At 68.6% G+C, this 18,485-nt stretch carries 15 protein-coding genes and 1 pseudogene; 8 read left to right on the forward strand and 8 right to left on the reverse strand.

Features of this window, described 5'->3' with window-relative positions; genetic code table 11:
- Positions 1-317 precede the first annotated feature (317 nt).
- The gene (locus ACH4DX_RS03995; RefSeq protein ID WP_398153892.1) at positions 318-4,025 is read left to right on the forward strand and encodes a hypothetical protein; all 3,708 of its coding nucleotides are present in this window, start codon (positions 318-320) and stop codon (positions 4,023-4,025) included.
- A gap of 62 nt (positions 4,026-4,087) precedes the next feature.
- Here the strand turns inward: ACH4DX_RS03995 and ACH4DX_RS04000 are convergent, their stop codons facing one another.
- On the reverse strand, positions 4,088-4,423 hold the full coding sequence (locus ACH4DX_RS04000) for a tyrosine-type recombinase/integrase (RefSeq protein WP_398153893.1): 336 nt from the start codon (positions 4,421-4,423) through the stop codon (positions 4,088-4,090).
- A gap of 66 nt (positions 4,424-4,489) precedes the next feature.
- The gene (locus ACH4DX_RS04005; protein ID WP_398153894.1) at positions 4,490-5,170 is read right to left on the reverse strand and encodes a helix-turn-helix domain-containing protein; all 681 of its coding nucleotides are present in this window, start codon (positions 5,168-5,170) and stop codon (positions 4,490-4,492) included.
- 104 nt (positions 5,171-5,274) lie between these two features.
- Between ACH4DX_RS04005 and ACH4DX_RS04010 the strand changes: the two genes are divergently transcribed.
- The 5 genes and pseudogenes from ACH4DX_RS04010 (at position 5,275) to ACH4DX_RS04030 (ending at position 8,856) form a co-directional block, all read left to right on the forward strand.
- Positions 5,275-5,733: an ATP-binding protein gene (locus ACH4DX_RS04010; RefSeq protein WP_398153895.1), complete on the forward strand. Its 459-nt coding sequence runs from the start codon at positions 5,275-5,277 to the stop codon at positions 5,731-5,733.
- On the forward strand, positions 5,727-6,206 hold the full coding sequence (locus ACH4DX_RS04015) for a hypothetical protein (protein ID WP_398153896.1): 480 nt from the start codon (positions 5,727-5,729) through the stop codon (positions 6,204-6,206). Before ACH4DX_RS04010 ends, ACH4DX_RS04015 begins: the two co-directional genes overlap by 7 nt.
- Before the next feature lie 28 nt (positions 6,207-6,234).
- Positions 6,235-7,348 (forward strand): annotated as a pseudogene (locus ACH4DX_RS04020) (hypothetical protein).
- Positions 7,345-7,695 carry an ASCH domain-containing protein gene (locus ACH4DX_RS04025; RefSeq protein WP_398153897.1) on the forward strand — a complete coding sequence of 117 codons (351 nt, stop codon included), beginning with the start codon at positions 7,345-7,347 and terminating at the stop codon, positions 7,693-7,695. The pseudogene ACH4DX_RS04020 and the gene ACH4DX_RS04025 overlap by 4 nt, the downstream one beginning before the upstream one ends.
- A 138-nt stretch (positions 7,696-7,833) precedes the next feature.
- The gene (locus ACH4DX_RS04030; protein WP_398153898.1) at positions 7,834-8,856 is read left to right on the forward strand and encodes a hypothetical protein; all 1,023 of its coding nucleotides are present in this window, start codon (positions 7,834-7,836) and stop codon (positions 8,854-8,856) included.
- A 410-nt stretch (positions 8,857-9,266) separates the two neighbouring features.
- Here ACH4DX_RS04030 and glnA read toward each other — a convergent pair whose 3' ends face one another.
- On the reverse strand, positions 9,267-10,676 hold the full coding sequence (gene glnA, locus ACH4DX_RS04035) for a type I glutamate--ammonia ligase (RefSeq protein ID WP_398153899.1): 1,410 nt from the start codon (positions 10,674-10,676) through the stop codon (positions 9,267-9,269).
- Positions 10,677-10,975: 299 nt separating this feature from the next.
- Between glnA and ACH4DX_RS04040 the strand changes: the two genes are divergently transcribed.
- Positions 10,976-11,443 carry an RDD family protein gene (locus ACH4DX_RS04040; RefSeq protein ID WP_398153900.1) on the forward strand — a complete coding sequence of 156 codons (468 nt, stop codon included), beginning with the start codon at positions 10,976-10,978 and terminating at the stop codon, positions 11,441-11,443.
- 307 nt (positions 11,444-11,750) lie between these two features.
- Here ACH4DX_RS04040 and ACH4DX_RS04045 read toward each other — a convergent pair whose 3' ends face one another.
- The 4 genes from ACH4DX_RS04045 to lipB form a co-directional block, all read right to left on the reverse strand.
- On the reverse strand, positions 11,751-12,458 hold the full coding sequence (locus ACH4DX_RS04045) for a DUF4191 domain-containing protein (RefSeq protein WP_398117554.1): 708 nt from the start codon (positions 12,456-12,458) through the stop codon (positions 11,751-11,753).
- A 30-nt stretch (positions 12,459-12,488) separates the two neighbouring features.
- The gene (locus ACH4DX_RS04050) at positions 12,489-12,692 is read right to left on the reverse strand and encodes a hypothetical protein (protein WP_398117556.1); all 204 of its coding nucleotides are present in this window, start codon (positions 12,690-12,692) and stop codon (positions 12,489-12,491) included.
- Between the two features lie 333 nt (positions 12,693-13,025).
- Entirely contained in the window at positions 13,026-13,991 is a 966-nt protein-coding gene (locus tag ACH4DX_RS04055) for a lipoyl synthase (RefSeq protein WP_398117557.1), read from the reverse strand.
- A 173-nt stretch (positions 13,992-14,164) separates the two neighbouring features.
- Positions 14,165-14,965, reverse strand: coding sequence for a lipoyl(octanoyl) transferase LipB (lipB, locus tag ACH4DX_RS04060; RefSeq protein ID WP_398117559.1), 801 nt, complete (start codon positions 14,963-14,965; stop codon positions 14,165-14,167).
- 292 nt (positions 14,966-15,257) lie between these two features.
- On the opposite strand from lipB, the gene ACH4DX_RS04065 reads away from it, so the two are divergent.
- Positions 15,258-16,700 (forward strand): regulator, encoded by a 1,443-nt coding sequence (locus ACH4DX_RS04065; protein WP_398117561.1) that lies wholly within the window; start codon positions 15,258-15,260, stop codon positions 16,698-16,700.
- Between the two features lie 183 nt (positions 16,701-16,883).
- Here the strand turns inward: ACH4DX_RS04065 and ACH4DX_RS04070 are convergent, their stop codons facing one another.
- Positions 16,884-18,305, reverse strand: coding sequence for an NAD(P)/FAD-dependent oxidoreductase (locus tag ACH4DX_RS04070; RefSeq protein WP_398153901.1), 1,422 nt, complete (start codon positions 18,303-18,305; stop codon positions 16,884-16,886).
- Positions 18,306-18,485 lie beyond the last annotated feature (180 nt).

The raw sequence follows: 18,485 nt of genomic DNA on the forward strand, positions 1-18,485 counted from the left end.
CAGACGGCCCAGGCGAACGGAACCCCGCTCCGACCTGGGGGGTCTACTAGAGGTCGAAGTACAGCATGGAGCAACCTCTGACCAGCATGGATGCGACCCACCGAGGCGGACCGGTGCACAACGGGTGCACATAGGCGCGGCAATAGTTGGATCTCGCGATGCTAACGATCGCCGTGTACCTGCGGATGGGCGGTCGGTTAACTCCGTCGTGCACCCCCTGACGTCCGCCGAGGGCCGGAGTTCATCGAAAGCAGGGTGCTGTCAGTGGCTGTGCGTAATCTGATGTTACGGATCGGCTTCGACGCAGGGGGCGTTGCGTGGCGTTGGATGGTGGGCGGGTTGCTGCTCGGGGGTTCCAGTACCAGTACCTGCGCACAGTAGAGGCGCTGCTGGCCAGCATGAGAGACACAGAGGTCACCGCCTGCCGTATTGAAGGCCCCGGGGACACGGTCTCGTTTCAGCGTGTGGATGCGGTCGACTTTGACCTGGTCGATGCTGCCGGTCGTTCGCTGATGGCGGTGCAGGTCAAGAGTGCTGGCTCAGCGCGGGTGGTCCGGGCACGAGAGGCCGTCTCGGTGCTGGTGCATCTGGTCACCGGGTTCGAAGCCCGGGAGTACCGATTGATCACGTCAGCTGTTCCGGACGAAGGCTGCCTGCGGCTCGCCGAGTTGCTTCGGCGCCACGGTGATGACGTCGCAGTGCTGCAGGAGGAAATCAAGAAGTTGCTGACACGGGCACCGGCAGCGTGGGGTCTGTGCGAGGCGCTCTCGGCACAGCAATGGCAGCGTCTGGGGCAAGCCAGGATCGAGTTCGACGGGCGAGGTGAAGCGCAGCTGCGTGAGGATCTCAGCAGCGCGTTGCGCCGGCAGCGGGAGCAGGCGGGCTGTGGGCTCTCGCACCGGTCCGGTGGCCTGGTGTTGGGGTATCTGGTGGCGGAGGTCATGCGTCGGGCGGTGGACCCTGCCCTGGCCTGCTGGGATGTAGAGGACTTCCGGCGGTGCGTGCTGGTGGGCGATGGGGAGTTGCTCGCGGCCGTGGGGCGACAGGATTTTGGCCTCATCTACGGGCAGATGCCGGTGGTGCCTGATGTAGAGCGGTCGGATCTGGTGGACCGTATCCGTGACGTCCTCGGCGCGCCTGACACCGGCGATGAGAATGCGGCGATTTGCGTCATCACGGGCCTATCGGGGCTGGGCAAGTCCAGCCTGGCAGCGGCGCATATCGCTGATCAGGCATTCCGCTACGACGCGATCTACTGGGTGGACGCGGAGACCGAGGAATCGTTAATCGCGTCGTTTGCCCGCGTCCTGGCGCACTTGACCGGCTCCGGTGAACCGGCCGAGGTGACGGATCCGCAGTTGTTGCGGGAGCGTGTGCACGCCCAGTTGCAGTCTCTGCCAGGCCCGTGGCTAATGGTGTTCGACGACGCCAACTCGCGCACTGCTGCGCCGTGGCTGCCGCGCCGTGGACGAGGCCGGGTCATCGCAACGTCTCTGGGCGGGAACTGGCGCAGTGTGCAGGGGCGTATTGAACTGAGCCCGATGAGCAGCGGTGAAGCGATGCAACTGCTACGGCTGCGGTTGGGATTGAACGAGCAGGAAGCTACGGAATACGAGGCGCCATTGTTACAGCTGGCGCAGACGCTGGAGCACTGGCCGTTGGCGATTGAAGTCGCTTGTGGCTATCTGGTCAGCTGCGATATCGGTGTGGGCCGACTCGCCGCCTACGCGGATACGTTGCTCATGCGCGCTGCGGACGATGAGGATTCGGTGCCGACTGGCTATCCCCGAACCCTAGCGGCCGCTGTCGCATTGAGCGTTGAGCGCCTGGTAAGTGGGGCACGGGCCAGGAACCTTCTACGGGAGACGTCGAACACCTTGGCTGCCTTGTGCTGGCTTGGCCCGCGCCGGGTACCGGTTCATCTAGCCCTGGCGGGAACGTTCATTGCACCAGAGGAGCTGCCGCCAGCACCGGGATGGGCGGTTTTCGACGAGGCTCATACCCCAGTCAGGGAAGTGGTCCGCGAGCTGCTCAACGTCTCCCTCGTGCGGTACGACGAGCCGCTGCCGGTACGCGTGGAAGCATTCCCCGGCAGTGAGGACACCTTGTCGATGAACGCGGTGCTGCAGGTGATCTTGGCGCAGCGTCTGCGGCTGTCCGAAACCGCCTCTGACGGGTTGCCGCTAGTGGCAAGTCACACCGACCGCTGGCTTCGCGGGGCCATGCAAACCGGACAAGCGGAACGGGCCTGGGAATTAGCCCAGCACGCGGCAGTGCTGGTCCGGCACATTGAGGCAGCTGAGGTAGCGGATTTGTATACGTCGCTACTCATGGGCAACCTCGCCGCCTTCCATCACGCCCACGGTCAATACGATTCTGCGCAGAGGCTGCTGGAGCTGGAGCTGGAGTGGCTTCGTCGGGCTGGTGACCCGGATAAGAGCTTGGCGGCCCAGGAGCACACTGTTCTGGCGCGCATCGCTCAGCTACGTCAGCACACCGATACCGCTGAAAAGCTCACTGCCCATCTGCGCCCTGTACTTGCCTACCTTCAGCAGCTTCCTGACCCTTTGGGCCCAGCAGTCGCCGACCTCGCCACCGAGGCGTTGCTGATGCTGCAGACCCAGATACGCATTGCCTCGGACGACGGTCTTGCCAAGGTGCTGAAGGGCTTCCGCGCAGTGGCTCGTAGGTTGCCGCCCACCGAGGCGTCGCAGGCGGTCAAAGATCTCACCAACATCCAAGACCTGCTGAGCAGTGGTGCTGCTGACCGCGCCGAGCAGGCCATCACTGCCGCGCTGGCTCAGAGCCCCAACCCCTGGGCAGCTACCACGGCGGACTTGAAGCGTCTGCTCGTTGAGGCTTTTGTTATGCAGGACAGGTGGGAGGAAGCGAATGCTGCGCTCGCTGATTTTCTGCCTTACGCAGGTTCTCGGACCTTGTATGGGTTCGCCGTCCACCATCTCGTGCATAACGTTGGTTTCCAGTGTGCCTGGAAATGGGTAGTGACGGGTGAGCAGCAGGCGGTCGAATTGCTTGGGCGCCTCTGGGAAGAGACCGGCATCCGTGAAAATCCGGCACTCCAGACAGCTACCGATCATGCACGGTTCCTACTGCTTCAGGTGGTGCACGACGGCTGGCGGGCCATGAAAGGAGATTTACAGGGCAGAGGGTTCGTGGAGCTGATGGGCCAGCTCCACGACAAGACCTTCACGGATCCACATGACCCCAGCAGCGTGTGGGAGCGCATTTACGGCGGCCTGATGTCACGGATTTCAGCAGTCCTCGGAGACATGATAGAGCGCAAGTATCAGGAAGAAATGGAAACTATCATGGCTGCCGATGGCGGTCTCCTCTTGGAGGAGCCCATGCTGGCAGCTACGTACGCAGCAGCTACTTGCCATGCGGTGCTGGCCTTGTCAACCGACCCTGTCTACGGAGTCCTCGACGGGACCTCGAACATTGATGTGTTGTTGCCAGAAGCGCATCAGTGGCTTCCGACGACAAGACCACTGGTGATTTTGCAGCCGAACGCAATGCTTGCCGTCACGTCGCCCGAGACTGGCAAGTCGGTTGAGTTGCAGATTCAGCGGGCCTGCACCAAGGGGATGCGACGCCTAATCGGGCCGGTACCCACGGTGCCCTCGGCCGAGCAGTTGATCCTCACCTTGAACAGTCAAGGTGTGATACTTAGGCACGCGGACGGTACGGTCCTAGCTCGCGCATTCGTGCAGGCGTCGGAACCTTGGCGCAATGCAGCACGCGCTGGCCGCGCCGCGATGGTCTATTTCGGCTGCGGATTCGAAATCCATGATCGCACCGAGCACCAGCGCATTATGGCTTCGCCTGCCGAAGCAGCCCAACTACTCGACGCAGTAAGGGAACAGGGCTTGCTCGCCGGAGCGCTTGTGTCTGTGCGCGTGAAACCGTTCCCTCGCAAACCGGACACGCAGCAACGGGGCCCAGAAGCTGCACGTAATCAGCCCCGAAGGACGTCTCGAAGCGGGCGGAAAAAGGGGCGCCGGTGACGCGAGCCCTGTCACGGTCCGTCGGTGGGCGCCCTCGGGGGATTGGAGGGTTTCACCTGCCATCATGCGATGAGCCGGTACCGTTGACCGATCGCCTTTCGGGCCTTCTCGACCGCGCCCTTGACGCGGTGCACGTACCGACGGAGCGTGAAGGCCGGGTCCTCGTGACCGAGAAGGTCGGCGAGCGTATATACATCGACGCCTTCGTTGATCGCCTCGGAGGCGAAGAGGTGCCGCAGTGCGTGCATCATCTTGTTGCGGCACTCCTCCCACTTGCGGCCCTTGCCAACAGGCTTGTCGTTGAGGGCCTTTATCGCGCCGATAGCCTCCAGGGCGCCCTTCCAGAGGTAGTTGAAGTAGTTCTTGTTCAACGACTTGCGCTCGCGCGTCGTGAACACCAGGCGCACGGTCTACGGCTCATAGCGCCCGGTCCAGTAGGCGATCAGCGATTCCACCGCCCGCACCTAGGCCAGCATCCCCTCGTGCCCCGCGGCCTCGGCGCACGCGCGGGCGGTGCGGGCATGGGTGGCTGCCGAGTCGTAGTGCCCCAGATCCAGGCAGACGTGAGCGCACAGCCCGCACAGTCGCGCGGCCGAGACGTACAAGTCGCTGGTCTGCCAAGGCCGTTGGCGCCCGCGCAGCAGGTCGAAGGCGCCGTCCCGTAGATGCTTGATTTCAACGTAGAGCTCCAGCAGAGGGTGGCTGACGTACGAGCGCGCGAGCCGCGCCACGTCGGCCTCCAGCTGCTCGACGACCACCTCGTCGGCGTTGCGCTGCGTGATGAACCTGGCGAACTCGGCCGACGACGAGGCGTCCGCCGACACGGCGCCGGCCACGGACCGCTCTGCGGGGCTCGGAACCGCCAGACCATCTGGGTCCTCCGCACCGTCCCCACCGCCACGACGCCGCTTGGTGAGCGCGACAGCGCGGTCAAGGACACCGACGTCGACCGCGAAGACCTGAGCCAAGTGGCTTCGGGTGTACGGGTCCGGGATGCGCGCCTCACGCTCGTAGCGCCCGATCTCCTTGCCGGTCATGGCGGCACGGCCCTCTCGGGCGTTGTACTCGTCGGCGACCTTCTGCTGGGACCACCCACGCCCCTTGCGCAGTCCGAGGAGCAAGACACCGATACCCGTGTCGCCCATCCCGTCTCCCCGGAGCATGTGGATTCTGGCCCCCATAGTGGCCCCCTGCTTGGCCCCCGCGCTGGCTCCCGACCCAAGCGAGCGACGGCGGTTGGCTGTTGGGCATGCCCAACAGACCACGCGATGAGCCGAATACCGACGAGCTGGATCACGCCGCAGGCACCACGGTGCAGCGCGCGATGCTCTTCGCCCGGCGCAAGCTCACCGCACGCGCAGCCCGCGAGTTCATTGCCGAGACCCTTACCCAGTGGGGCTGCGACGAACGCCTCGACGACGTCCGTCTCTGCACGTCGGAACTCGTCACGAACGCGCTGCTGCATGGGACTTCGACCGACGATGTGATCCTCGTACGCGTCGAAATCCACGACGCCCAGCTACTCGTCGAAGTACACGACGGAGGCGAGGGCATACCCAGGCAACACCAAGTGCGGGACACCAGCGACTCCGGACGCGGCCTGTTTCTGGTCGCCGCCATCGCCGATGACTGGGGCGTCGCAGCGCGTGAAGGACCCGGCAAACATGTCTGGGCATCCTTCAAGGTCCCGGCGGTGACCCCATGCTGATCCTCACCCGCGCCACCGAGCCGCACACCCCGTCCCCTGGGCTGATCGCCTCCCTCGCGACCGCCACCTGGCTCGACACCGACCCAACCGGCGCCACGCTGTGCTGCCTGCTCCTCGTGCCACAGCCTCCCCGCAGCCCGTATGAGACGCCCGCGATCATCGAGCAGCGCATGCGCGCCGTCGCGACCTCGCTCGGCCTTGGCCCCGCCACAGCACCACCACCCGACATCGGGCCGCGCCTGCGCCCGCTCAGCCCGACCGACGTCGCCCTGCGCTTCAACGGAACTCCGTACCGCAAGCGCATACCCGCAGGCAGACCCTGGACCCTGCTTCTTCGCCAGCGCACCCCGGCCGCCCTCGTGCTGGGCCTCGATGCCCTCTCGCGTGCCGCCGCACCCGCCGAGATCGACGCCTACCTCGACCGCGCCACGCTCCAGCGACGGCTCCTCTTCGGCCACACCCGGACCGAATGAACTGCTCCCCGACGCAAGGGAATCCGCCGTGACAGTGCACCCCGTCTCGCCCAACACCGTGCTCGCCAACGCCCTCCACAACGCCGAGGACGTCCTGACCCCGCGCATCCTGGCCGACCCACCGGAACGGATCGTGCTGGTCGTCGGCACCCAGATCAACGGCACCCCACACCTCGGCACCTCCCTGGTCCAGTCCCTCGCATTCGCCATGGCCGCTCGCCTCCAAAGCCGCTTCGGCCTGTCGGCGGAAGTCCTCTTCAGCGCCCTCGACAACGCCCCCTACGAGCTGACCACCGACCCGGCGACCGGCCACCGCTACCAGCGCGCCTACGCCCAGGCCATCGGCGCCCAAGCTCTCACCGACCTCGTCGCCGCCCTGTACGAGCCCCTGTTCACCGAGCGGCCCGGCGCCTGGGCATCCCGTACCGCGTCGAGACGTACACCCAGCAGCAGGCCGACGAGCACTTCCGCCGCACCTGGTTACGGATCCTGCCGCGCATCGACGCCGCCCGCTGGTGGCTCGCCCCCTCGACGGGCACCCCGCACATTCGCGTTCCGTGCCCGCATCTCGGATGTGGTTGGGCCGAGAAGCACGCCGAGCGCACGCAGGTGCACGCCAGCAGCCCGGAGACTGCCACGGTGACCGCTGTGTGCCTGCACCACGGTCCCTACGAGACGACCATCAAGCCCACCACAGGCGCGTATCTGGACCTGGCCCCCTCTACCGCAACCTCGTCAAGGAACTCGCTCTGTCCAGCCCACGCGGCACGCTCCACGTCATGGTCAAGGGCGGCGATTGGGCCTTCGGCTCCCACCTCGTGGACGAGGCACACCAGGCCGTCGGCCTCACCCGCGCACAGCTCCCTGCCCGTTTGTTCTGCCCCCAGATCGTCACCGACACGGGTGCGAAGCTGTCCAAGTCCCTGATACGTGAGGGCCACGCACCCTTGCCCGACGGTGCCGCCGACTGGATGCTCGACACCAGGCAGTGGCCCGGCTCGTTGCCCGGGTACACCAAGCAACTGCTCGACCTGACCGAGACCCTGCTGTCCGACCCCCGCCATTTCTTCCGCTCGTACTCAGCTGCCGAGATCGGCCGCATGATGACGACACCAGCGCCCAGGAGCGTCCCCGCCCCATGACCGACACCACCGCCCGAGTCCGCGAACTCAACCTCTACCGCAAGTACTTCGACCTCGTGGCCGCGGGCACCAAGACCATCGAGGTGCGGGTGAAGTACCCGCACTTGGAGGACCTCACCGCAGGCGACACCATCCGCTTCCGCATCAAGGGCACCGACGAGACCTGTGAGGTCCGTGTCCTGCGCGTCACCGCGTATACGACGTTCGAGGCCCTCCTCGACGGCGAAGGCCCGGCCAACGTGAACCCGAGCGCGAGCCGCGACGAGCAGCTGGCCAACATCCGCTCCAACTACGGCCCCGAGAAGGAAGCCCTCGGTGCCCTGGCCATCAAGATCAAGAGCATCTGACAAGGCCGCTGCGGAGTAGTGAAATGCAGCGTGACCACCTGGAATGGGGACTGCTGCACCTCTATCCAAAGTCCAGAGCCACAAGGCCAGTTGGGCGGTTCGAACCCGACTTTCAGCCCTCTGCGCCAGTATCGCCCCATGAACTTTGACTGGGAACGCGCAGCAGCCGTTCAGCGGTCGCTGATCGGCGGCATGCTCCTTGCCTCCATCGCTGTGCTGTCCTATCGCTCTGCCGCCTGGATTGCGCACCGGATCAAGCCAGTGCAGGCACGGTGGTCGGCATGGAACGCCGCTGTCGCAGAGCGGGACATGGCGCCAACAGTTGAGGCACTCAACCGTCTCGGTCTAGGCAACCTGCCGATTCAGCCCTTCCGTGAGGCCGGGCAGAAGACCGCTGGGTCCGTGAAGCTGCGCTACTGGCTGTTGACCTTCGCAGTCGGCGCAGGGGTGGGCGACCTGATTGCGTCAGTCATCAAGACGATCGAGACACAAGAAGTGCAACCGAGTCTGCATCCCGACGCGCTCATACTCGCTGCAGTATCGCTGCCACTCCTGACATGGGCGGCCAAGCGCAGCAAAGCCATCGCAAGCTATCGGCTGTTGCTCTCAATCATGGCGGCTATCGAGGCATGCGAAGCAGTGGCCAAGTCTTGTACGAGCGAAAGACACCGGACACTCCGCCATCTGGATGACACCTGCTCGATCGTCCGCCGGTCGCTGTTACGCGTCCATCGCATTTCAGACAGCGTTGGTCGCGGCTCTCCACGACAACGCAACGCGAAACAGCACGCTGCTCTCGTAGTAGCCAAGATCCAACTGGCCGAGGCTCAGGTCGACATAAAGGGAGATGCGGCCCTCCGTAGCCTAGCGGCACTCTTAGCGAAGATTGGCAATAGCTTTGCGGCTGGCAACGTGAGCACGCTCCTACCGGAGCAGACGCTGCGCGGCACAGTCCCAGTGGCCGCCAGAGAAGGGCTCCGCTTGCTGGCTGTGGTCGTTGCTGCGGCCGGGGCCCTACTTCTTGGTGTGCTGTTGGGACTTCCGGCAGGTGTTGATGCCGTTCTCGCGGGTGCTGCTGCACTGCTGGCCGCAATGGCGGTGTATGGGCCACGCGCTGCTGTCGCCAAGGCCGACGAGATTATGAGCATTCTCCGGCAGTAGCGCCGCAACCTTCATGGCATGCGCATAGCTGCGGCATGCGTGGTGACACACCAGTCCGCACACAGTCCGCAGGGCACCGAATTTGGACCGTCGCAGCCCACATCGTTATCCAACGAAAATGGCCAGGTCAGTTCCCTGTAGTCACCGTCACCACAGGTCACTGCCTCCCCAACTTCTAGGAGACCAAGAAGTCCTCTGAGCCGGCGCTGAACGTCACGCACGCGAGGGCCGTCACCTCCTCCTCGGAGGTGACGGCCCTCGCGTGCGTCTCTGATGGTGGGTCAGGTATTGGCGCTGCCGGTGCACAAGGCCCTGGAAAACAACTGGGACCAGTGAGAACTACCGAGCAGTGTTTTCCCAGGTCACAGCAGGTTTCTGGGGCCTAGCCCCAGCTCACCCGACCCCGCCCTTTAGATGTCGAAGTACAGCTCGAACTCGTGCGGGTGCGGCCGCAGCTGGATCGGGGCGATCTCGTTCGTGCGCTTGTAGTCGATCCACGTCTCGATCAGGTCGGACGTGAAGACGCCGCCGGCCTGGAGGTACTCGTTGTCCGCCTCGAGGGCGTCGAGGACCGCGGGGAGGGACGTGGGGACCTGGGGGACGCCCGCGTGCTCCTCGGGGGCGAGTTCGTAGAGGTCCTTGTCGATGGGCTCGGCCGGCTCGATCTTGTTCTTGACGCCGTCGAGGCCCGCCAGGAGGAGCGCGGAGAAGGCCAGGTAGGGGTTCGAGGACGGGTCGGGGGCGCGGAACTCCACGCGCTTGGCCTTGGGGTTGGAGCCCGTGATCGGGATGCGCATCGCGGCGGAGCGGTTGCGCTGGGAGTAGACCAGGTTGACCGGGGCCTCGAAGCCGGGGACCAGGCGGTGGTAGGAGTTCACCGTGGGGTTGGTGAAGGCCAGGAGCGAGGGGGCGTGCTTGAGGATGCCGCCGATGTAGTAGCGGGCGGTGTCCGAGAGGCCCGCGTAGCCCTGCTCGTCGTAGAAGAGCGGCTCGCCACCGGTCCACAGGGACTGGTGGACGTGCATGCCGGAGCCGTTGTCACCGAAGATCGGCTTCGGCATGAAGGTCGCCGTCTTGCCGTTGCGCCACGCGACGTTCTTCACGATGTACTTGAAGAGCATCAGGTCGTCCGCGGCGGCGAGCAGCGTGTTGAACTTGTAGTTGATCTCCGCCTGGCCCGCCGTGCCCACCTCGTGGTGCTGGCGCTCGACCTTCAGGCCCTGCTTGTCCAGCTCCAGGGAGATCTCGGCACGCAGGTCGGCGAAGTGGTCCACCGGCGGTGCCGGGAAGTAACCGCCCTTGTAGCGGACCTTGTAGCCGCGGTTGTTCTCGACCGCGCCGGTGTTCCAGGCGCCCGCCTCGGAGTCGATCTCGTAGATCGAACGGTTGGCGGAGGTCTCGAAGCGGACCGAGTCGAAGACGTAGAACTCGGCCTCGGGGCCGAAGTACGCCGTGTCGGCGATGCCGGTGGACGCCAGGTAGGCCTCCGCCTTCTTGGCCACGTTGCGCGGGTCGCGGGAGTACTGCTCGCCCGTGATCGGGTCGTGGATGAAGAAGTTGACGTTCAGCGTCTTGTCGCGGCGGAAGGGGTCCACCCGGGCGGTGGAGAGGTCCGCGCGCAGTGCCATGTCCGACTCGTGGATCGCCTGGAAGCCGCGGATGGACGAGCCGTCGAAGGCCAGTTCCTCCGTGGGGTCGAACACCTCGGCCGGCACCGTGAAGTGCTGCATGACACCCGGCAGGTCGCAGAAGCGGACGTCTACGAACTTCACGTCCTCGTCCGCGAGGAACTTCTTGGCTTCGTCGGCGTTCTGGAACATCCAGCTCCTCCTACTCCCGCCCGGGAAGGAACGGGGTTGCAGCTCGGTTGTGCGGCCGGTGCGGTGGCACACGCTGGGACCCGACCATAAGGACGGCGGATTTCTCAAGCGTGACCCATTTGTTTCGCCGAAGTTAACCAGGGCGAGTGCGGGACAGGCCCGTACGGCGACCTCACCCTTCCGTGGCGCGACCCCGCCGGGCCCTGGTGCGATCCCGCCGGGCCTTGGAGCGATCCCGCCGGCCCCCGGGTGCGACCCCGCCCGCCCGTCCCCCCGCGCCCGCGCAGTACCGTGGACGGGTGGACAACAGGCAAGCAATCGGATCGTGGCTCTCCGGCCCGCGCGCGGCAGCCGAGGACGCGGGCGTCGACTTCGGATACCGGGGTGAGCAGCTCGGCCTGCCCGAGGAGGGCCCCGGCTCCATCGCCCGGCCCGGCCGCCGCATCGGCGCCATCGCCGTCGACTGGGGCCTGTGCATGGTCATCGCGTACGGCCTGCTCGCCCGCGACAACCCCCAGGCGATGGGCAACTGGGCCCTGGTCATCCTCCTCGTGATGAGCCTGCTGACCGTGGGTACGGTCGGCAGCACGCCCGGCAAGCGCCTGCTCGGCCTGCGCGTCATCGGCGAGGACGGCGGCCGCCTCGGCTTCGTCCGCGTCCTGGTCCGCAGCGTGCTGCTGTGCATCGGCATCCCTGCCCTCATCTGGGACCGCGACGGCCGCGGCCTCCACGACCGCCTCGCCCGCGCCGTGCAGGTCAGGATCTGACGTACATCTGCGCGTACGACTGACGTACGTCCACTGCTACGCGTACGAGGGGCCAGGGCGTACGACGACGTGAGGGGCGGCGGGCCCCCCCCGGTGGGGGCGCCCCCCCCACCGACCACCCCAAAGAAAAACCCCCGCCGCCCCCCCCCCTGGGGGGCCCCCCCCCCCCACACCCCGGCCCTCACCCCCCCCGCCCGCCCACCCCTCCGCGACGGGGGCCCCCGGGGTCCCCCCCCGGTGGGGGCCGCCCACCCCCGGGGGGCCCGCCGCCCCTCACGTCGTACACGTCAAAGGAACAGCGGCAGCGTCACCGCATCTTGGGGCCACCCCGCGGCATCCGCATGCCCTTCGGCATCGGGCCCTTTGGAAGCGGCATGTTGGACATCAGGTCGCCCATGGCCTTGAGGCGGTCGTTGGTCGCCGTGACCTGGGGGCCCTGGAGCACCCGGGGAAGCTTCAGGAGGGTGGTGCGGAGCTTCTTGAGCTCGACCTGGCCCTCGCCGTTGCCGACGACCACGTCGTGCACGGGCACGTCCGCGACGATGCGGGCCATCTTCCTCTTCTCGGCGGCGAGCAGCGGCTTCAGCCGGTTCGCGTTGCCCTCGGCCACCAGGACGATGCCCGCCTTGCCGACCGTGCGGTGCACCACGTCCTGGCTGCGGTTCATCGCCACCGCGGGGGTCGTGGTCCAGCCGCGGCCGATCTTGTCGAGCACCGCGGCCGCCGCGCCGGGCTGGCCCTCCATCTGTCCGAAGGCGGCACGCTCGGCCCTGCGTCCGAAGACGATCGCCATCGCGAGGAAGGCGAGGAGGAACCCGAGAATGCCGAGGTAGATGGGGTGGTCGATCCAGAAGCCGATCGCGAGGAAGACACCGAAGGTGACGATTCCCACAGCCGCGATGATGAGACCGATCTTGGAGTCGGCCCGCCGGGTCATCTTGTAGGTCAGAGCGATCTGCTTGAGTCGCCCGGGTTCCGCGGCCGAAGCCGCCGCGGTGGTTTCCTTCCTCGCCATGACGTGAAGTCTACGTGGCCCAGGAGAGGACTACGACGTGCGGGTTGCTCCCGCCTCCTCCAGCACGCGCTGCGCCTCGACCCGGTCCTTGGCGCGGCGCCGGTCCTCGAGGACCGACGTCCAGGCGTTGCGGCGCGCGGTGCGCTGGCCACCGCTCATGAGCAGCGACTCCACGGCGCGCAGCGCGTGGGTGACGGACGGGATGGCGGTGGCGCGAACGGGCGCGGCCTGCATGGTGATGCCCTCCGGAAAGCGACAGGGGACGGGGGATCCCGGCTCTGACCAAGGCTGTACGTGCGGTAGTAGCAGAGTCACTGATTGGTGTTACCAGGGCGTGACCGGGCGGTCAAACACCGGTGAAACCCTGACGCGGAGACCGCAGGCGTCGGGCGCGGCGCCGACGCTCCCCTCACCTGCGAGGAACGCACGGGCCACGTCGTACCGGCCGCTACTGGCGGGTAGTCGCTTGTGCGCGGATTCACACGGCGGGTGGCCTCCCGTGACCCGGCCGAGCACCCGCAAAGCGGCGGGCGGCGGCAGGGCGGAGGCTGCCTCGGGGAGGCCGCCTCACACCGCCTGCGACGCCACGTACGACCCGCGCCGCTCGATCGCCATCTGGTACAGCCGCCCCGCACGGTAGGAGGAGCGGACCAGCGGCCCCGACATGACGCCGGAGAAGCCGATCTCCTCGGCCTCCTCCTTGAGCTCCACGAACTCCTGCGGCTTGGCCCAGCGCTCCACGGGGTGGTGGCGCACCGACGGGCGCAGGTACTGCGTGATCGTGATGAGCTCGCAGCCCGCGTCGTGCAGCCGCTGGAGCGCCTCGCTGATCTCCTCGCGCTCCTCGCCCATGCCGAGGATCAGGTTCGACTTCGTCACCAGACCGGCCTCGCGGGCCTCGGTGATGACCTTCAGGGAGCGCTCGAAGCGGAACCCGGGGCGGATGCGCTTGAAGATGCGCGGCACCGTCTCCACGTTGTGCGCGAGCACCTCGGGGCGCGAGGAGAAGACCTCGGCCAACTGGTCGGGCTCCGCGTTGAAGTCGGGGATGAGCAGCTCGACCTTGGTGTGGCCGCCCTCGCGCTGTGCCGTCATGGCGTGGATCTGCCGGACCGTCTCCGCGTACAGCCAGGCGCCGCCGTCCTCGAGGTCGTCGCGGGCGACGCCGGTGATCGTGGCGTAGTTCAGGTCCATCGTGACGACGGACTCGCCGACGCGGCGGGGCTCGTCGCGGTCGAGGGCCTGCGGCTTGCCGGTGTCGATCTGGCAGAAGTCACAGCGCCGCGTGCACTGGTCGCCGCCGATGAGGAACGTGGCCTCGCGGTCCTCCCAGCACTCGTAGATGTTCGGACAGCCCGCTTCCTGGCAGACCGTGTGCAGGCCCTCGCTCTTCACGAGCTTTTGCAGGGCGTTGTACTCGGGGCCCATTTTCGCCCGGGTCTTGATCCACTCGGGCTTGCGCTCGATGGGGGTCTGGGCGTTCCGGACCTCCAGGCGCAGCATCTTGCGTCCGTCGGGTGCGACTGCGGACACATCGGCTCCCTGTTAGCTGGCGTAACTTCGATTCGTCGGCGCACCCCAGGGTACGCCCGTCATGTCATGGGGCTTACGTACGGCCAACCTCTGGCCCAAGGGGTGCATTCCCGTACGCGGGCCGCGTCCCGTACGACATCCCCGTACGGCGGGCGCTCCGGGCCCCGGAACGGCTAGGCGAGTGCGGGCTTCGCCACCTCGCGCGGCTTGAGCTCCGCGTTCTCCAGGACGTCCCGCAGGTGCTTCTCGGCCACCGGCAGGACGTCGGCGATCGTGATGTCGCGGCCCAGCTCGTGGGCGATCGACGTCACGCCCGCGTCCCGGATGCCGCACGGCACGATCCGGTCGAACCAGGTGTTGTCCGGGTTCACGTTCAGGGCGAAGCCGTGCATCGTGACGCCCTTGGCGACGCGGATGCCGATCGCGGCGACCTTGCGGTCCTCGCGGCGCTGGCCCGCGTTGGAGGGCGCGTACTCCGGGCCGTCGAGGCGGGGGTCGAACTCGTCGTCCTGGAGCCTCGGGTCGAAGTCGAGGCTGAGCCCGCCGGGCGCCGGACGCGACTCCACCGGGTCACCGAGGACCCATACGCCGCTGCGCCCCTCCACCCTCGTGGTCCCGAGGCCGAACTCCGCACACGTTCGGATAAGCGCCTCTTCCAGACGGCGTACATGTGCTACGACGTCCACTGGACGCGGCAGCTTCTGGATCGGGTAGCCGACGAGCTGCCCCGGGCCGTGCCAAGTGATCTTGCCGCCGCGGTCCACGTCCACGACGGGCGTGCCGTCCAGCGGGCGCTCGCTCGGGTCGGTCCTGCGGCCCGCCGTGTAGACCGGCGGGTGCTCGAGGAGCAGACAGGTGTCGGGGGCCTCGTCGGCGAAGCGGGCGGCGTGCACCCGTCGCTGCTCGTCCCAGGCCTCCTGGTACTCGACGGACTCGGGGCCGAAACCCAGCCGGATGAATCGCAAATCGCCCACGGCACGTGCCTCCCTAGAACCATCCCCGCGCACTCCGCGCCCGCCGCGGCCGTCACGGCCACCGTCTGCGCGGACCCGTCCCGCACCCGGAAACCTTCACCGTGCACGGATCGTGCCCCAGCCACTCTACGTCCGGCGGAATCCCGTCAGCCGACCGGTCAATCCTCACACGATCGGATGAATACGGCTTGAAGGTCACGATCAGGGCCCTCAGCGCCGCTACATTCGCGCCGTTCACGAGGCCATAAGGGCTGCTCAAGGCAGGCCCGGAAGGCAGGAGACCGCACAGCTGATGACGGAACGACCTCCGCAGCGCACCCCCAACCGACAGCTAGCCGCGCTCATCGCGGAAGCAGGTTTCTCCAACGCGGGCCTCGCCCGCCGCGTCGATCAGCTAGGGCTCGAGCACGGGCTCGATCTCAGGTACGACAAGACATCGGTGACGCGTTGGCTCAGAGGCCAGCAGCCGCGCGGCACGACCCCCGCACTGATCGCGGAGGTCTTCACCCGGCGGCTCGGCCGCCGGCTCTCCGCGCAGGACCTCGGGCTCGACGCGTGCGCGCCCGTCTACGCGGGCCTCGAGTTCGCCTCCTCGCCCGAGGAAGCCGTCGACATCGTCGGCGGACTGTGGCGCAAGGACTCCGGCAGCCACGCCGAACTGCGAAAGATCGCCTTCACCCCGGCCGGGCTCGTGGTGCCGAGCCGGGACTGGCTGATCGGCCGCGCCGACGAACGCGTCGCCCGCGGTGAGCCCCAGCAGGTGCCGCGCGTACCCGCCCAGGGCCGCCCCGCCGTGCCCCGCCAGCGCCGCGAGACCGACCGCGGCCCCGGCCACCGGGTCTCCGGCGGCGACATCGCGGCCCTGCGCTCCGTCGGCGAGCTGTTCCGCGCCCTCGACCACGCCTACGGCGGCGGGCACGCCCGCCAGGCCCTGGTCCGCTATCTGGAGCACGAGGCCGAGCCGATGCTCCGCGGCACCTACGGCGAGCAGGCGGGGCGCCGGCTGTTCGCCGCCGCCGCGGACCTGACCAGGCTCGCGGGCTGGACGTCGTACGACATCGCGGCGCACGGCCTCGCCCAGCGGTACTTCGTCCAGGCCCTGCGCCTGTCGCAGGCCGCGGGCGACCGCGCGTACGGCAGCTACGTCCTGGTCACCATGAGCCGCCAGGCCGTCTACCTCGGCCACGGGCGCGAGGCGGTGCAGCTCGCCCGGGTCGCCCAGCAGGGCGTCGGTTCGTCGGCGCCGCCCGTCGTGCAGGCCCTGCTGCACGCCGTCGAGGCGCGCGGGCACGGCGTCCTCGGGGAGGTGCGGGCCTGCGCGGCGTCGATGGTGCGGGCCGAGCGCGTCCTGGAGACGGCACGGCCCGGCGACGAGGTCCCGTACTGGGCGCGCTTCTTCGACGAGGCCCAGCTCGCCGACGAGTTCGCGCACTGCAACCGCGATCTCCAGCAGTACCGCGCGGCCGCCCAGCACGCCGAGCGCTCCCTCCAGCTGCGCGCCCCCGGCTACGCCCGCAGCAGGCTCTTCTGCCGCGTCGTCCTCGCCTCCGCGAGGCTCGGCCTCGGCGAACTGGAACAGGCCTGCCAGTTGGGTGCGGAGGCGGCCCAGGCGGCGGGCGAGATGCGATCGGTCCGCGCGGTGGAGTACGTACGCGACTTCGAACGCCGCCTCGAGCCCTACCGGGACGCGCCACCCGTACGCGGGTACCGCGACAAGGTGGCGGCGCTGGGGTAGCGGGGCCGGGCGGGCCCGGGGTCCGGCTTCCAGCCCGTCCGGGCTGGGTCTGCGGGGCGGGGCTGGAGTTCACGCCGGTGAGTTCCAGCCCGTCCGGCGATCGAGGACGAGGCGCGCAGCGCCGATCGACGGGAGCCGGGCGGGCGGCAACGCGCCGAGGCCGGGCCCGGCCCAGGCCCCCGCTCAAGCAGCCGCAGGCACCGTTTCGTCCGGGTACGCGGACCCGACGCCCAGGTCGGCGAGCGCGGCGGCAGCCGCCCTGCGGCCCGAGTGCAGCGCCCCCTGCACGGTGCTGGTGTCCCGGTGGTCACCGCACACGTACAGGCCCGCGAGCAGCCGTACGGGGCGGCGCAGGTCGTGCGGTGGCGGCATCGCGGACACCGCCTCGCGCGTGTGGTGCACGGCGAGCAGCTCCCAGCTCCTCGTGGAGGTGCCGTACAGCTCCGCGAGGTGGGTGCTGACGCGCCGCTCCAGGTCCTCCGGCGGCGGGCCGAGGACGGTCGAGGAGACCAGGGTGCGGCCCGCGGGCGCGCGCGTGGGGTCGACCCGGCTGACCACGGCCGTGTGCGCCACCGGACCCCGGCGGTCGGCGTCGAGGAGCAGGGCGGGTTCGGCGAGCGGCGGCTCGGGGGCCTCGTGGTGCACCACGGTCACCGGGTGGAAGGAGGGCACCCGCAGGCCCGGCAGGAGCCCGGCGGCGGCGCGCGCGTCGGTGGCGAGCAGCACACCGGCGCAGGACAGCTCGCCGTGCTCCGCGGTGGTGACGCGGTTCGCGGACACCGAGGTGACCCGCACGCCGGTGCGCACGGTCCCGGGCGGCAGCGCGGCCGCGAGCAGCTCGGGCAGGACGTCGGCGCCGCCTTCGGGCAGACAGAGCCTGCCGCGCGCGAAGGCGTGCAGGGCGAGGTCGGCGCAGCGGCTCGACGTCGTCAGGTCCGGGTCGCACAGGAGCGCCGAGAGCAGGGGGCGCAGGAACCCCGCCACCGTGCGCGCGGGAAGACCGCGCGCGGTCAGGGCCCGCACGGCGGGCAGTTCGGGGCGCGCGAGGAGCCGCGGGACCGGGGCCGCCGCGATACGGGCGAGCGCCGCCCCGAGCCTGGCCTGGTCGAGCGCGCTGCCCAGGGGGGTGGTGCGGGACCCGGGCCCGGACGGCCGGGGTGCGGTTCCGGCCGGGCGCCGGGCCGCGGCGCCGGGCGCAGGGCGCCACGGCGGCGCCACCCGCGGGCTGCGGGGGGCGCCCGCCAGGGCGCGTGCCGCAGTGAGCGCTCCCCGTGCGCCCCCTGCGCTCTTGCTCCCGCCTGGCTCCGCCGCCCGGTGGTGCCTGCCCTCGCTGTGCACGAGCAGACCGGGCGCGAACGGACGCAGGACGAGGGCGTCGAGTCCGGGCGCGTGGCGCAGCTCCGGATACGACGTGGTCAGTAGCTGGCCTATCCGGTCGAGCCGGAAACCGTCCACCTTCTCCGTGGACATCCGGCCGCCGACGTACGGGGCGGCTTCCAGGACCGTGGCCGTTACACCGGCCCTGGTGAGGCGGTGGGCGGCCGACAGGCCCGCGATCCCGGCTCCCACGATGACGACATCGGCTTGGTGCGCAGGCTCTGGCACGTGCTCCTCCCGGAGGTTGCGCGGTTCGCTCGACGGCTGGGGAGCCTTATGCCCACGGCGGGGCGGCGGAATCCCCGAGTTCCGCTCGAGGGTAGGAGCGCGGACGCCCCGCGGCAGTCGCGCATGGACCGGGCACGGTCGCACGCCGGTCGCACACGTGCGCGGTGCCGAGCGGAACCG

Origin of the sequence: Streptomyces sp. NPDC017940, assembly GCF_044328435.1 — a bacterium.
GTDB lineage: Bacteria > Actinomycetota > Actinomycetes > Streptomycetales > Streptomycetaceae > Streptomyces.

What these genes read in the sequence shown, in the direction of transcription:
- ACH4DX_RS04065 (WP_398117561.1), top strand. Translation starts at nt 15,258, where the DNA reads ATGACGGAACGACCTCCGCAGCGCACCCCCAACCGACAGCTAGCCGCG.
- ACH4DX_RS04025 (WP_398153897.1), top strand. Translation starts at nt 7,345, where the DNA reads ATGACCGACACCACCGCCCGAGTCCGCGAACTCAACCTCTACCGCAAG.
- ACH4DX_RS04050 (WP_398117556.1), bottom strand. Translation starts at nt 12,692, where the DNA reads ATGCAGGCCGCGCCCGTTCGCGCCACCGCCATCCCGTCCGTCACCCAC.
- ACH4DX_RS04030 (WP_398153898.1), top strand. Translation starts at nt 7,834, where the DNA reads ATGAACTTTGACTGGGAACGCGCAGCAGCCGTTCAGCGGTCGCTGATC.
- ACH4DX_RS04010 (WP_398153895.1), top strand. Translation starts at nt 5,275, where the DNA reads ATGCCCAACAGACCACGCGATGAGCCGAATACCGACGAGCTGGATCAC.
- ACH4DX_RS04015 (WP_398153896.1), top strand. Translation starts at nt 5,727, where the DNA reads ATGCTGATCCTCACCCGCGCCACCGAGCCGCACACCCCGTCCCCTGGG.
- ACH4DX_RS04005 (WP_398153894.1), bottom strand. Translation starts at nt 5,170, where the DNA reads ATGGGCGACACGGGTATCGGTGTCTTGCTCCTCGGACTGCGCAAGGGG.
- glnA (WP_398153899.1), bottom strand. Translation starts at nt 10,676, where the DNA reads ATGTTCCAGAACGCCGACGAAGCCAAGAAGTTCCTCGCGGACGAGGAC.
- ACH4DX_RS04045 (WP_398117554.1), bottom strand. Translation starts at nt 12,458, where the DNA reads ATGGCGAGGAAGGAAACCACCGCGGCGGCTTCGGCCGCGGAACCCGGG.